Origin of the sequence: Martelella endophytica, assembly GCF_000960975.1 — a bacterium.
Taxonomy (GTDB): Bacteria; Pseudomonadota; Alphaproteobacteria; order Rhizobiales; family Rhizobiaceae; genus Martelella; species Martelella endophytica.
On record NZ_CP010803.1, the window covers coordinates 2,159,471 to 2,174,625 of the forward strand.

Annotated in this window: 10 protein-coding genes; 9 read left to right on the forward strand and 1 reads right to left on the reverse strand. The window is 62.0% G+C overall.

Annotated elements, in window-relative coordinates; genetic code table 11:
- Window positions 1–7: 7 nt before the first annotated feature.
- The gene (locus tag TM49_RS09755) at window positions 8–1,702 is read left to right on the forward strand and encodes a CocE/NonD family hydrolase (protein WP_045680887.1); all 1,695 of its coding nucleotides are present in this window, start codon (window positions 8–10) and stop codon (window positions 1,700–1,702) included.
- 71 nt (window positions 1,703–1,773) lie between these two features.
- Here TM49_RS09755 and TM49_RS09760 read toward each other — a convergent pair whose 3' ends face one another.
- Window positions 1,774–2,766 (reverse strand): LacI family DNA-binding transcriptional regulator, encoded by a 993-nt coding sequence (locus tag TM49_RS09760; protein WP_045680889.1) that lies wholly within the window; start codon window positions 2,764–2,766, stop codon window positions 1,774–1,776.
- A 191-nt stretch (window positions 2,767–2,957) separates the two neighbouring features.
- Here TM49_RS09760 and TM49_RS09765 point away from each other — a divergent pair, with 191 nt between their 5' ends.
- The 8 genes from TM49_RS09765 (at window position 2,958) to TM49_RS09800 (ending at window position 15,146) form a co-directional block, all read left to right on the forward strand.
- Window positions 2,958–4,856, forward strand: coding sequence for an ABC transporter substrate-binding protein (locus tag TM49_RS09765; RefSeq protein ID WP_045685072.1), 1,899 nt, complete (start codon window positions 2,958–2,960; stop codon window positions 4,854–4,856).
- A gap of 95 nt (window positions 4,857–4,951) precedes the next feature.
- Window positions 4,952–7,060 carry a family 10 glycosylhydrolase gene (locus TM49_RS09770; RefSeq protein ID WP_045680891.1) on the forward strand — a complete coding sequence of 703 codons (2,109 nt, stop codon included), beginning with the start codon at window positions 4,952–4,954 and terminating at the stop codon, window positions 7,058–7,060.
- 71 nt (window positions 7,061–7,131) lie between these two features.
- The gene (locus tag TM49_RS09775) at window positions 7,132–8,121 is read left to right on the forward strand and encodes an ABC transporter permease (protein ID WP_045680893.1); all 990 of its coding nucleotides are present in this window, start codon (window positions 7,132–7,134) and stop codon (window positions 8,119–8,121) included.
- Window positions 8,118–9,317 (forward strand): ABC transporter permease, encoded by a 1,200-nt coding sequence (locus TM49_RS09780; RefSeq protein WP_045680895.1) that lies wholly within the window; start codon window positions 8,118–8,120, stop codon window positions 9,315–9,317. Before TM49_RS09775 ends, TM49_RS09780 begins: the two co-directional genes overlap by 4 nt.
- 12 nt (window positions 9,318–9,329) lie before the next feature.
- Window positions 9,330–11,048, forward strand: coding sequence for an ABC transporter ATP-binding protein (locus tag TM49_RS09785; RefSeq protein WP_045685074.1), 1,719 nt, complete (start codon window positions 9,330–9,332; stop codon window positions 11,046–11,048).
- A 10-nt stretch (window positions 11,049–11,058) separates the two neighbouring features.
- Entirely contained in the window at window positions 11,059–11,835 is a 777-nt protein-coding gene (gene hyi, locus TM49_RS09790; protein ID WP_045680897.1) for a hydroxypyruvate isomerase, read from the forward strand.
- Between the two features lie 11 nt (window positions 11,836–11,846).
- The gene (locus TM49_RS09795; protein ID WP_045680899.1) at window positions 11,847–12,716 is read left to right on the forward strand and encodes a 2-hydroxy-3-oxopropionate reductase; all 870 of its coding nucleotides are present in this window, start codon (window positions 11,847–11,849) and stop codon (window positions 12,714–12,716) included.
- Between the two features lie 321 nt (window positions 12,717–13,037).
- Window positions 13,038–15,146, forward strand: coding sequence for a beta-galactosidase (locus tag TM49_RS09800; protein WP_045680902.1), 2,109 nt, complete (start codon window positions 13,038–13,040; stop codon window positions 15,144–15,146).
- Window positions 15,147–15,155 lie beyond the last annotated feature (9 nt).

A 15,155-nucleotide genomic window follows, 5' to 3' on the forward strand; every position in this document is an offset into this window, starting at 1 on the left:
CAGGGCGATGAAGCAGTTTACGATCCGTGACGGCGTTCCGGTGGTCATGCGCGATGGCGTCACCCTTTTTGGCGATCTCTGGCTGCCGGAAGGTGAGGGGCCGTTTCCGGTCCTTCTGCAGCGAACGCCCTATCGGCGGGAGGATATTCACGGCGCGCAATACATCTCCGCGCTGGAATTCCAGTCCGCACTTCGCCGCGGCATGGCGGTGATGGTCCAGGACACGCGGGGGCGGTTCGCCTCGGAAGGCGAATTCGTGCCCTTCGCCTTCGAGGGGCGCGACGGCGTCGACACGATCGCCTGGCTTCGCCGCCAGGATTTCTGCAACGGTCAGGTGGGCATGTTCGGCGCCTCCTATGTCGGTGCGACGCAGGTGCTGGCGGCGGCGGAAAACCCGCCGGGCCTCGAGGCGATCGCGCCGCAGCTCACGACGGCACGGCATGGCGAAAGCTGGACCTGGCGCGGCGGCGCCACCGAGCTCGGCTTTCTGATGCTGTGGATCATCGAGGCGTTGGCGCCTCCCGATCTCGAACGTCGTCTGGCCAGCCTTCCGGCGGAGCAGGCGGGAAGGTTGACCGCCCTTATGCATGCGCTTCAGCGCGACCCGCAGGCAGGCTTTGCCCGCCTGCCGCTCCTCGATGCAGATCTTGCGGCGCTTGCGCCCTATGCCACGCAGTGGTTCGATGAAAGACGGGCGCAAGCGGCGTCCGGCGACCGCGAGCACCTCGATGCCATTGCAAAATGCCGGCCAGCCATGCTGGTCACCGCCGGCTGGAACGATCTCTTTCTGGAAGGCTCACTGGAGCTCTTCCGCACCGCGCGCGGGCGACATGATGATCCGGCGGCGGTAAGAGACAGGCTGCTCATCGGCCCCTGGTCGCACGGCAATCCGAAGGACTGGCAGGGTGCCTTCTGGCACGGGCCGGAGGCTTCGACGGCAGGCCTGTCCGACGTCCAGCTCGATTTCTTCGAGGCGGTGTTTTCCGGCGGGGTGCCTTCCGGCCCGATGGTGCGCTATTTCCGCACCGGTTCAAACAGCTGGCATGACGCTTCCGACTGGCCCGTGCCGGCAACGGGGGAACGCTGCCTATATCTCGATGGCGACAGCCTGTCGGAGGCGGTACCGGCGTTGGATTTCGAGCGGCGGTGGATATCGGATCCGTCAAACCCGGTCCCGACATCCGGTGGCGCCACGTTCCTGCCGGGGCTGTTGCTCGGCCGCAATTCCGGCCCGATGCCGCAGGATGCCGTCGAGGCGCGATCTGATGTCGTGACCTTCACCTCCGCGCCGCTCGATACGGATCTCGATGTCACCGGCAGTGTCGAGGCACGGCTGTTCGTCACCTCCGATGCCGCAACCGCGGACTGGACGGCCCGACTTTGCGAAGTGACGCCGGACGGGCGAAGCTCCGGTATTGTCGACGGCATCTTGCGGTGGAAAAAGCCTCATGGCGAGGACGGTCCGTTCGAGGTGACCGTCACCCTCGGTCATATCAGCCATCTCTTCGCCAAAAGTTCTCGCCTGCGCCTTCAGGTGGCCTCGTCGAACTTTCCGCGTTTCGATCGCAACCCGCAGTCAGGCACTGCGCCGGAAAGGGCGACCGCAGCGGATTTTCGAAGCGCCCGTCACACGGTCCTCGGCGGACCGGTAATGCCGAGTTGCCTGAGACTGCCCGTGACCACCGGTTTCGGTCTTGGATGACAGCCAACTTTTTGTGCGCTGCCAGTTCGCTTCCGTCTCCTCAAGTCTCCATCGAATATGATGGAGGGGACTCAGCCTGCAGATGCGAGCGTATTCGGAGCCGGGCCTGATGAACCCCGTTCGATGATCTGGCAGGGGACGTGGAGGCGCATCGGGCATGAGGGGAAATCGGGGTTACTGATGCGCTGATCGAGCATCCAGGCGGCCATTCGGCCGATATTGATCCCCGGAACCCGGACTGTCGTCATCGCTGGCGATATCTGCTGTGCCGCGGAGAAGTCGCCGAACCCGATGACGGAGCAATCGTCCGGTATCTTGTGGCCGCGCCTCAACAGCTCCGAAATAACCGTCAGGGCCAGGCCGTCATGGGCGCAAAAGTAGGCTGTTACGCCTGCATTCTGTTTCTCCAGCCTGTCGATAGCCTCGGGAAGTTCGCTGCCATTGTCGAGGACAAGGTCATGCAGGGTCACATCGCCGCGCGGCTCGCAAACTTCCCGCAATCCATAGAGGCGTTCCATTCGGCCGCGAAAGCGCGGATCCCCATGAACATAGACAATGTTGCGGTGGCCCTTTGCGAGCAGAAAATGCGCCACCGCCGAGCCGGCTTCATGGTCGGTGCCGCCGACCTGGTCAACCTGTTCCAGCGGCTGAAGCCAACCGCTCCTCACCACCGGCTTGCCCAGGGCATAGGCGCGCCGCATGCCCTCCTCGCTTTGCGCCCCCACGATCAACAGCCCGTCGCATTCTTCTGCGAGCGCCTCGATCTCGCGCGCCTGCCGTGTCGCGCGCATGCGAAGTCCGAAGCCGAGCCTCTGGGCATCGCTCTGTATGCCGTTCTGGATCTGCATGTGCAGTTCGCTGTTGGCGTAGTCGCTGTCATCGAAAACAACACCCAGAAGCCGCGCCGCCTGCCGCGGCTTGCGGTAGCCGAGCCGTTCGGCGGTGTCATTGACCCTTTTGCGGGTCGCTTCGCTCACCCCGCTCTTGCCGGATAGGGCGCGAGAAACCGCATACTTCGAAAGCCCGACTTCATCGGCGATGTTCTGAACTGTTATGCGCGCCAAGCTCGTCTCCGATGCGATCTGTTAGTGGCCAGAAGTTCTTATCTGCTGCGCGAAATCGCAGAATCATACGCAATGCGCAATATGACTTTCGTAAAATTTAACATAACGCTTTACATAACAAAATAATTTTATCAACCTTACTGTTATTCGAATTGGATAACAAAATTCAGTCGAATGAGGAGGAGGAAAACATGTTTCTAAGTCGCAGACATTTTCTGGCGGCAGGGACGGCGCTTGCCGGCTCTCTGGCGCTTCCCGCCTGGGCCCAGGATGAGGCGGCGTCCGGCAGCGGCGAACTGCCGCCGCTTTCCGAGCGGCTGCCTGAAAACCCGCTCGTTCTGACACCGCGTGACAAGCCCGGAAAACAGGGCGGAATATGGAACCACGCGCTCGTGGGAGGCGGGTCGCTTTCCATGCTTTTCCGCTACCAGAGTTACGAACCGACGGTCCGTTTCACGCCGGACTGGTCCGGGGTAACGCCGAATGTTGCTGAATCTTACGAGGTCAACGAAACTTCGACGGTCTACACCTTCACGCTGCGCAAGGGCATGAAATGGTCCGATGGCCATCCCTATACCACTGCGGACGTACAGTTTTGGTATGAGGACATCTTTCGCTCGACGGACCTGACCACGACCGGGCAAACCTTCTGGTTTGCCGGCAACAAGCCGGCCGAACTCGAAGTCGTTGATGAGCAGGTGTTCAAGGTCAAATTCGCCGAACCGAACGGCTTCTTCGCCCAGCAGCTTGCCTGGGCCAACCAGGACCAGATCACGCGTGCGCCAAAGCACTATCTGAGCCAGTTCCACATCAAATACAATCCGGATGCCAACGAGTTGGCCAAGGAACGCGGGTTCGAAGGCTGGGTCGCCCTGTTCCAGCGCGAATGCGGACTCCAGGAAGACAATGTGTTCTTCCAGAATTCGAAGCGTCCGACCCTCAATGCCTGGAAGTTCACCATCGCGCCCGGCGAAGACACACAGCGTGCCGTGGCGGAGCGCAACCCCTACTACTGGAAGGTTGATACCGAGGGCACGCAGCTTCCCTATTTCGATGGTATCAACTACCAGATGGTCGCCGATCCCGAAGTGCTTCTCCTGAAGACGCTGCAGGGCGAAGTCGACATGATGGACCAGTATATCTGCACGCCTGCGAACAAACCGGTTCTCTACGATGCGCAGGAAAGCGGCAATTTCCACTTCTACACGCTGAAGGAAACCGCCGCGAACGTGATGGTTTTCCAGCTGAACCTGAACCACACCGACCCGGTCAAGAACGCGCTCTACAATACCCGTGACTTCCGCGTGGGCCTGTCGCATGCCATCGACCGCCAGGCGATGATCGATGCGGTGTTCGTGGGGCAGGGCGTGCCGGCGCAGCCTTCGATCGTCGAGGGTGATCCGCTCTATGTCGAAAGGCTGGCCAAGCAGTACACCGAATACGATCCCGAGAAGGCAAATGCGATCCTCGACGGTGTCGTTCCGGACAAGGACAGCGAGGGCTATCGCCTCGATTCATCGGGTCGGCGCGTCACCATCATCTTCGAGATCGACCAGGTCCGCACCACCTTCCTCGACATGTTCCAGCTCGCCATCCCGAACTTCAAGGATGTCGGCATCGATGCGCAGATCCGCACCATGGACCGCTCGTTGTGGGAAACACGGGTGCGCAACGGCCGCGAATTCGATGCGACCGCGCACCAGTTCGGCGCCAATAGCGGCGTCGCGGCGATGCTCGATCCGCGCTATTTCGTGCCGTTCAACTCGAACTCGCTCTATGCGCAAGGGTGGGCCCTGCATTTCACTGCACCAGACAACGACGCGGCCATCGAGCCGCCGGCGGATGTCAAGGCACAGCAGGACCTCTACAAGCAGTTGCTGGCCACCGGTGATCAGGCAAAGCAGCAGGAAATCATGCTGAAGATCCTGAACCATGCCGCCGACCAGTTTCTGGTCTTCGGCGTCAGCCTGCCGCCGGATGGCTACGGCGTCGTTAAGAACGACATGGTCAACACCATGCCGGTAATGCCGAATTCCTTCGGCTGGCCAACGCCCGGCCCATCGGCCCCGGAGCAGTTCTTCAAGAGCTGACGCCGGCAAAAGACGATCGCTCCCGACTGACCGCAGCCGGCCCGCATCACGCGGGCCGGTAACGGCCCCGCTTTACACGAACGGAACCTGAAGACATGAATTTCATTGACCCGAAAGCCGCCGCGCATCTCAGAACGCCGGAATGGTACAAGACGGCGACACGCTGGACCCAGTTGACCCTTGTCGAGAACGATCCTGTCAAGTTCGACCCCGACTTCTGGATCGACGTGTTCAAGCGCACGCGATCGAATGCCGTCTGCCTTTCCGCGGGCGGCTATATCGGCTTTTACCCGTCCAAGGTTCCGCTCCACTACGTCAGCAAATTCATGGGCGACAGCGATCCGTTCGGACGCCTCGTCGAGGGCGCGCGGGAACTGGGCATGCATGTCATGGCCCGCGTCGACCCGCACGCCATTCACCAGGATGCCGCCGACGCCCATCCGGAATGGATTGCCGTCGACAAGGACGGCAATCCGCGTCGGCACTGGGCGATGCCGGAGCTCTGGGTGACCTGTGCCTATGGCGACTACAACAATGTCTTCATGCCGGAAATCGTCAAGGAGATCACCCGCGACTACGACATCGACGCCATCTTCGCCAACCGCTGGCAGGGGCATGGCGTCTGCTATTGCGAAAGCTGCAGGACCCGGTTCAAGTCCGCAACCGGGTTCGATTTGCCGATGACCAACGACGTTGCCGACCCGGCCTGGCGGGCATGGTCCGGCTGGCGCCGCGACGTGCTGACCCGCATGGTCATCAATTGGGACAACGACGTGAAGGCGATCCGCCCGCATGCGAGTTTCATTCCCAATATGGGCGGTGAATCGCTGATGGAATTCGACATCGGTCTGATCGAGAAACATTGCCCTTTCCTCGTCGTCGATCATCAGGGGCGGCGCGGGCTGGAGCCGGTCTGGATGGCAGGGCGCAACGCCAAGCGCATGCGTGCCACCTTCCGCGAGCGTCCCGTTGTCCTGATCACCTCGATCGGCCCGGAGGAGGAGCATCGCTGGAAGGATTCCGTCACCACCGGCGCCGAGATCGAAAGCTGGATCGCCAACGGCATCACCCACGGCATGCTGCCCTGGTTCACCAAGTTCAATGGCGTTGTGCCGGATGAGCGCTGGGTTGCGCCGGTGGCCGACGGCTTCGAGAACCACGTGAAGCTCGATGCCATGTTCGAAGAGACGGTGCCCACGGCCGAGATCGCCATCATTGATCCGACCACGACGCTGAAGAACTGGGCGCGCGACGAGCGCCGCTCCGCCGAGGGTGATGATCTTGGTTTCTACCACGCGCTGATCGAGGAGAAGCTTGCCTTCGAATTTCTTTCCGACGAGGCGATGACAGCCGAAAGCCTCGACCGGTTCAAGGTTATCATTCTCGCCAACGCCTCCAATCTTTCCGATGCCCAGTGCGCGCTCCTGAGAGAATACGCCGCGCGCGGCGGCAGTCTGATCGCCGCCCACGAGACGGGAATGCGCGATGAAACTGGCAAGGCGCGCCGTGCATTCGCCCTTGGCGACATCTTCGGGGTCAACCGCACCGAGCTATCGCGCGGACCTGTGAAGAACAGCTATATCGCGCTTTCCGGCGAGCATCCGGTCAATGCCGGGTATGAGGGCGCCAAGCGTATTATCGGCGGCACGAAGCTTGCTGCGGTCGAAACGCTTCCCGGAACCCAAACCCCGTTTCTCTCCATTCCGGACTTTCCGGACCTGCCGATGGAGGAGGTCTATCCGCGCGCCGAACCGACGGGCGCGGCCGTTGCCACCCGAGAGACGGAGGCGGGCGGACGCACCGTCTATATCCCTTGGAACATCGGCGGTATCTTCTGGGATGTGCTGACCGCCGATCACCAGCGCCTGATTGCCAACGCCGTACGCTTTGCACTCGGCGCCCGGCCTCGGGTCGATATTGCCGGGCATTCCGTGCTCGATGTCGCCGTTCGCGAAAGCGAAGACACGCTCGCGGTGCTGCTCTTCAACCTCACCAATCCGATGATGTTCAAGGGGCCGACGCGTTCGGTCTACCCGGTCGGCCGCCACACGGTATCGGTCGTTGTTCCCGAGGGCCGGTCCGTTCTTGGCGCAAGCCTGCTGATTTCCGGCGAGAAGGCAGAGTTCCAGGTCGTCGACGGACGGGTGGAAATCGAGGTTCCGTCGATCGGGATTCTGGAAACAATCGAGTTGCGCTGGGCATAATTGACGCCCAGCCTTAGACAGCCGGCCCCGAAAGCCGGAAGACATAATGCTGGCGCGGTGGGAGGACGCTGATGCTACGATATATCGTCATGCGGATTATCTATATGGTTCCGACCCTGTTCGGGATCTCGGTGATCGCATTTGTCATCATTCAGTTGCCGCCGGGTGACTATATCACCTCGCTTCTCGCCTCGATGAGCGACAGCGGCCAGGCTGTCGATCCTTCCGAGATCGCCCGCCTGCGTGCAGCCTACGGCCTCGATGACCCGGCCTATATCCAGTACATCAAATGGATTTCAGGCATCCTGCTGCATGGTGACTTCGGCTATTCCTTCGAATGGGGGCGGCCGGTGAGCGAGCTCATCTGGGAGCGGCTGGGCTCGACGCTTGCCGTTTCCGTGGCGTCGCTACTGTTCGTCTGGGCCGTATCGCTGCCGATCGGCATCTATTCGGCGGTGAAGCGTCATTCGCTCGGCGATCACGTTTTCACCTTCCTCGGTTTCCTCGGCCTCGCCATCCCGAACTTCATCCTGGCGCTGACGCTGATGTATTTCTCCTACAAGGTCATGGGCCAGAGCGTCGGCGGGCTGTTTTCGCCGGAATATGCCCATGCCGAATGGTCGTGGGGCAAGTTCACCGATCTTCTGGCGCATCTGTGGATCCCGGTGATCGTCATCGGCACTGCGGGCACCGCCTCGCTCATCAGGATATTGCGCGCCAACCTGACGGACGAGCTCAACAAGCCCTATTACATTACCGCTCGTGCCAAGGGGCTGCATCCGACGAAGGCGCTGATCAAGTATCCGGTACGCATCGCGCTCAATCCGTTCGTCTCGGCGATCGGCTGGGTGCTGCCGAACCTGATCTCGGGCGTCACCATCACTGCCATCGTCCTCAACCTTCCGACGGCCGGCCCGCTTCTCCTGCGCGCGCTGATCTCGCAGGACATGTACCTCGCCGGCTCCTTCATTCTTCTCATGGGCGTTCTCACCCTGATCGGCATGCTGATCTCCGATCTGCTGCTTGCGATGCTCGATCCCCGGATAAGGTTTGACCAATGAGCGACAATATCTTCCAGGAAACGGCGCTTCATGAGCCAAGGGAGCATGAAACACTGGATCGTCCCGCGATCACGCCACTGAAAAAAGGTGCGGCGAGAGATGGCGATGCTGCTGCGGGCCAGTGGACCCTGATCTGGTACAAATTTGCCAAGGACAGGCTGGCGATCTTTGCTGGCATTGTCATCCTTTGCCTTTATCTGATCGGCATATTCGCGGAGTTTCTCGCTCCCAATCTGGCGCAGACGGCCCGTCCGCAATATTCCTACGCTCCGCCGCAAACGATCTCCTTCTTCGCCAAAGGCGAGGACGGCAAACGCAAGTTCCTGCCGCATGTGAAGGGCTACAGCGTCACCATCGACCAGGCATCGCTGCGCCGTTCCTTCGTTGTCGACGACACAAAAGTCGTGCCGATCGGCTTCTTCGTGCGGGGACCCGAATATAGGATGTGGGGGCTTATCCCCTCCAATCTGCACCTTGTCGGACCGCTGAAAGCGAACGATCCGTTCTATCTTCTCGGCGCCGACAAGCTCGGCCGCGACCTATTCAGCCGGGTCATCTATGGCACCCGCGTATCGATGTCGATCGGTCTCATCGGTGTCTCGATCAGCCTGATGCTCGGTGTCGTGATGGGGGCGCTCTCGGGTTATTACGGCGGCTGGGTGGACATGCTGATCCAGCGCATCATCGAGGTCATCTCGGCGATGCCGACCATCCCGCTCTGGCTAGGGCTCGCGGCTGCCATTCCGGTCTCGCTCGCACCGCTCAAGGTCTATTTCCTGATCACGCTGATCGTGTCGCTGCTCGGCTGGACCGCGCTTGCCCGTGAGGTACGCGGACGCTTCTTCGCGCTGAGGGGCGACGACTTCGTCACCGCTGCCAGGCTCGACGGCTCCAACGAGCGGCGGATCATCTTCCGCCACATCCTGCCGTCGCTGACGAGCCACATTCTTGCGGTCGTCACGCTGGCCCTGCCGACCATGATCGTCGCGGAGACAGCACTCTCCTTCCTCGGCGTCGGGCTGAAGCCGCCGGTCGTTTCATGGGGCGTGCTGCTGCAGGATGCGCAAAACATTCGCACCATTTCGACGGCGCCGTGGCTCCTGATCTGGCCTGCAGGCGCGGTCGTGCTCGCTGTGCTCTCCTTCAACTTCCTCGGCGACGGCCTGCGCGATGCCGCCGATCCCTATGACAGCTGACGGGAGATGATGATGACACCCCAGACCATCGTTCACGATCATGAAGGCTTCGGTGATGCCGTGCTGCAGGTGAAGAACCTGTCCATCGATTTTCATCTTCGCCAGCACATTCTCCACGCCGTTCGCGACGTGACCTTCGATCTCCATCGCGGCAAGACGCTGGCGCTGGTCGGCGAAAGCGGCTCCGGCAAGTCGGTGACGGCGCGCTCGCTGCTGAAGATCGTCGACAAGGCGGCAAGGATCACCAGCGGCACGATCGTGCTGGATACCGATGGCAAGCCGGTCGATATCCACGCGCTGCCGGACGAGGGCAAGGAAATCCGCGCCATTCGCGGCGGCCGCATCTCGCTGATCTTCCAGGAGCCGATGAGCTCGCTCTCGCCGGTGCACACGATCGGCGACCAGATCATCGAGGCGCTGAGGCTTCACCGCAACATGAGCAAGGCGGAAGCGCGGGCGGAGACGATCAACCTCCTCTCTCAGGTGGAAATTCCGAACCCGGAGGCGATGATCGATCGCTATACCTTCGAGTTTTCGGGCGGCATGCGCCAAAGGGCGATGATCGCCATGTCACTCGCCTGCGATCCCGACATTCTGATTGCCGACGAGCCGACCACCGCGCTTGATGTGACGACGCAGGCGGAAATTCTCGACCTGATCAAGCGGCTGCAGGTCGAACGCGGCATGGCGATGCTGCTGATCACGCACGATCTCGGTGTGGTCGCGGAGGTTGCCGACGAGGTGGCGGTGATGCGCTTCGGCGTGATCGTCGAGCGCGGGCCGGTGGACGAAATCTTCTATCATGCCCGCCATCCCTATACGCGCCAGCTCCTGTCTTCGACGGTGCGGCTCGAGAAGCCGCGCGTTGCGGATGAGGGCCGGACGGCAGTGAGGGACGATATCGTTCTGTCGGTACGCAATCTCACCAAGCTGTTTGGCGCCGGTGCCGGCAAGAAGGGGTTCATCCTGAGGGCCGTGGACGACGTTTCTTTCGATCTCAGGCGTGGCGAAAACCTTGGCATCGTCGGCGAGAGCGGTTCGGGCAAGACCACGATGGGCCGGCTGATCCTGCGCGTCCTCGACCCGACGTCCGGCTCGGTCGTCTATCGCCCCGGCGATGGCACCGAGACCGAGGTGACGACGCTCGACAAGCAGGCCTTGCGCGGCTTCCACCGGCAGGTGCGGCTCGTGTTTCAGGACCCGTTCGCCTCGCTGAACCCGCGCATGACCGTCAAGCAGGTCGTCGGTGATCCGCTGGTGGTCGAGGGCAAGCTGTCAGGCCGGCAAATCGAGCAGAAGGTCGGCGACCTGCTCGAACTCGTCGGCCTCGACCGCTCCGCCATGGAGCGTTATCCTCATGCATTCTCGGGCGGCCAGCGGCAGAGGATCGGCATTGCCCGTGCACTTGCGCTCGATCCGAAGGTGATCATTGCCGACGAGGCCACCTCGGCGCTCGACGTCTCGATCAGGGCACAGATCCTCGATCTGCTGCTCGACCTGCAAAAGCGCCTCGACCTCTCATACATCTTCATCGCCCACGATATCTCGGTGGTTCGCTATTTCTGCGACCGGGTGGCGGTGATGCACCGGGGCCGGCTGGTGGAACTCGGCAGTGCCGAACAGATCTGCACCGCGCCGCAAGAGGATTACACCAGAAGCCTGATTTCCGCCGTGCCCAATCCGGACCCGCGCAACAAGCGCATGCTGCACAGAACCAGATACGTTGCCTGAGGAGTTTTCGATGCCGAAATTTGCCGCCAATCTTTCGTTTCTCTACGCCGACCGGCCGTTTCTCGACCGCATTGCAGCGGCCGCAAAGGATGGCTTTCCGGCGGTCGAATATGTGGGGCCTTACGATTTCCCGGAAGAGAAAGTCGCTGCCGCGCTGAAGGCCGCGAATGTGAAGCAGGCGCTGTTCAACCTGCCGGCCGGCGACTGGGCTGGCGGCGAGCGCGGCATCGGTTGCCTGCCGGACCGGGTGGAGGAATTCAAGGCGGGCGTGGACAAGGCGATTTCCTACGCCAAGGCGCTCGGCTGCCCGAAGGTCAACTGCCTTGCCGGCATCGCGCCGAGGGGCGTTGCGTCGGAAATGCTTGAGGAAACGCTGGTCGAAAACCTGAAATACGCTGCGCCGCGCCTTGCTGAGGTTGGCGTCAAGCTGCTGCTCGAGCCGATCAACCTGCGCGACATTCCGGGCTTCTTCGTTTCGACCACGGACCATGCCGAGCGCATTCTGGATGCCGTCGGCTCCGACAACCTATTTATCCAGTACGATATCTATCACACGCAGGTGATGCAGGGCGACCTTGCCGAGACGTATCGGCGTCTGAAGGCAAAGATCGCCCATGTGCAGCTCGCCGACAATCCGGGGCGTCACGAACCGGGCACGGGTGAGATCAATTATCCCTATCTTTTCAACATGCTGAATGCAGAGGGCTATGACGGCTTCATCGGCTGCGAATACAAGCCCGCCGCCGGCACAAGCGAAGGCCTCGGCTGGATGAAGCCCTGGCGCTAAGGAGTGAGCACATGAACATCGGATTTATCGGCCTCGGCCTCATGGGGCGCCCGATGGCGGCGCATCTGATCGACGCCGGCCATGAACTGTTCGTCAACCGGGTCAAGCCGGTGTCTGAATTCCTCGTCGAGAATGGAGCGGTTGCCTGCGACACGCCGAGGGCCGTCGCCGAGGCCGCCGACATCATCATTACCATCGTGCCGGATACGCCGGACGTCGAAGCCGTCCTCTTCGGCGAGAACGGCGTGGCGGAGGGTCTTTCCGAAGGCAAGATGGTCATCGACATGAGCTCGATCTCGCCCGTCGAAACCAAGACCTTCGCCGAAAGGATCGGGGTAAAGGGCTGCGGCTATCTCGATGCGCCGGTCTCCGGCGGCGAGGTCGGGGCGAAGAACGCGGCGCTGACGATCATGGTTGGTGGCTCGGAGGCCGATTTCGAACGCGGCAAGCTGCTATTCGAGGCCATGGGCAAGACCATCACCCATGTCGGCCCGGTCGGTGACGGCCAGACCGCCAAGGTCGCCAACCAGATCATCGTCGGGCTGACCATCGAGGCAGTCGCGGAAGGCCTACTGTTTGCGAAGAAGGCGGGCGCCGATCCTGCCAAGGTGCGCGAGGCGCTGATGGGCGGTTTCGCCGGCTCGACGATCATGAAGGTTCACGGCGAACGCATGATCGAACGCACCTTCGAGCCCGGCTTCCGCATTCGCCTCCACCGCAAGGACATGGCGCTTGCTGTCAATGCCGCGCGCGACATCGGTCTCGCCCTGCCCAATTCGGCAGCGACCGAGCAACTGATGAACGCCGCGATCGCCAGGGGCGACGGCGATGATGACCATTCAGCACTGATCAAGACGCTGGAGGCGTTGGCGGGGTTGTGAGCCGGCGATCTTCGCCCCTCGACGCAGGATAACCGCATGCTGCCTTGCGGCTTGCTCCCAATACTCTCTCCCGCTGGCGGGAGAGATGCCCCGAAAGGGGCAGTGAGGGTGAAGCAGCGTTTCGGTCCGCGAAGGCGAGCGCGAGGATGGTCTCCCCCCTCACTGTCGCTTTCGCGACATCTCTCCCCTCTGGGGCGAGAAGGTTTTGGGGGCTCTGCGGTGAAGCCCGCCGGAGTTCGGCGTCACATCTGTATGGCGCAAGTCGAGGAGAGGCGCGGGATAAAACCGCCGACCCTTTCGAGATAATATGATGAGGACACCATGACGAAAATGCCGATGCAGACGCCGTTCGGAGCGGTCTATTTCCGCAAGTCGAACCCGCCGCGCGAGGACTGGGAGCGTGACTATGGCGTGGCGGCAGAGGACGGGCTGAATGTCTTCCGTCACTGGTTCATGTGGAGCGCGATCGAGCGCCGCCCCGGCTTTTACGACTGGGAGGAATATGACCGGCAGATGGATCTTGCCGCCGAGCACGGTATCAAGACCATCATCGCCGAGCTGACCCACACCGTTCCCGATTGGGCCTATCGCAAATATGCCCATGCCCGCCAGATGCGCGCCGATGGCACCGAACTGCCGGCGACTATGGGCGTTTCGGCGGCAACCGGTGGCTTCGCGCCGAATGGCGGCGGTGCCGGTTCGCTGACGATGAATTGCCCGGAGGTGAAGGCGGCCGCCGGCGCCTTCCTGACGGCGCTCGCGGAGCGCTACAAGGGCCATCCGGGGCTTCTCGGCTATGATGTCTGGAACGAGTGCAATTATTCGCCGGCAGTCGACTACAACCCTTACACCAAAGCCGCCTTCCGCGTCTGGCTTCGGGAAAAATACGGCGATCTCGATACGCTGGCAAAGGCCTGGTATCGCTACTCCTATGCCGATTGGGACGATATCGAGCCGCCGTGCCAGATCGCGCCCTATCCGGAATGCCTCGACTGGCTGGCCTTCAAGCGCGAGAATTACTATGGCCAGATGCAGTTCCGCATCGACACCATCCGTGCCGTCGACAGCGATTGCCTGATCGCTGCCCATGGCGTCGCCGGTGCCATTCCCGACATGGCCTCGCGCGGTTCCGACGACTGGCTCGCCGCCTCCAAGGTCGAGGTCTATGGCTACACTTTCATTCACGCGCGCAAGGGCAACCAGTCCTGGCGCAGCTTCTATGCCGCCGATCTCAACCGCGCGGCCGCCCGCGGCAAGCCTTTCTGGCATGCCGAACGGCAGGGCGGGCCGCTGTGGATGCAGCCGCAGGTCGTCGGCCGCGACAAGGAGGATGCCCGTGTCGCCGAGCCGGAGGATATCCGCCTGTGGTCGCTGACCTCGTTTGCCGGCGGCGCGCGCGGCATGATGAACCTGCGCTACCGGCCGCTGCTCGACGGCCCGCTGTTCGGCGCCTTCGGCTCCTACGGCATGGACGGTTCGCGTACGCCACGCTCCGACATGGCTTCCGAGATCGCCAAATGGACCAACGCGCCGGAACAGAAGCCGCTTATGGTGGCAAAGCCGGTCAGGGGGGAGATCGGCATCTTGGTCGCGCCGGAAACGCAGGCCTGGGATTATCTTCTCAGCCAGGAGGGCAATTACGACACCTACCAGGCCGCCATGTGGGGCGCCTATCGCGGCTTCTTCGACAACGGTATCCAGGCCGACTGGGTTCATATCGACGATATCGATGCCTATGACGCGCTCTACTTCCCCTATCCGATCATGCTGACCAGCGAAAATGCGAAAAAACTCGCCGGCTGGGTGAAAGCCGGCGGCACGCTGGTGTCGGAAGCCTGCCCCGGCTATTTCGGCGATCGCGGCAAGGTCGGCACGGTGCAGCCGAATAACGGGCTTGATACCGTCTTCGGCGTGCGCGAGGACGAGGTCGAGTTCATGCCGGATATCGGCGACCGCATCCGCTTCTCGCTCGACGGGGTTTCGACCACGGGCGGCGGCTTTCTGCAATCCTATGTCGTGACCGACGGCCGGGAACTGGCGCGCTTTGCTGATGCCCGGATCGCGATGGTCGAAAACACATTCGGAGCGGGCCGCGCGCTTCTGGTCGGCACCCATCCCTCGGTCGGCTACTACCGCGATCAGTCCGATGCGGGAAAACGGTACTTCGCCCGCTGCTTCGCCTTCACCGGAAAGCGGCCGCACACCGTCAGTTCCAACCCGGCAGTGCAGGTTCGCCTGCACGAGGGCATGGACGGCCGCTATCTCTGGATCGTCAACCCAACGCGCGACACTCAGTCGGGAATGATTCGTGACGGTCACGGCGAGGCCTTGCATGCCGGCGTGCGTCACTGGGCTTCACGCGACGCCGACCTCGATCAAGGCCATTTCTCCGTCCCCGCGCGCGACGCCCTGATCGTCCGCCTCGCTTGATCATCGCGG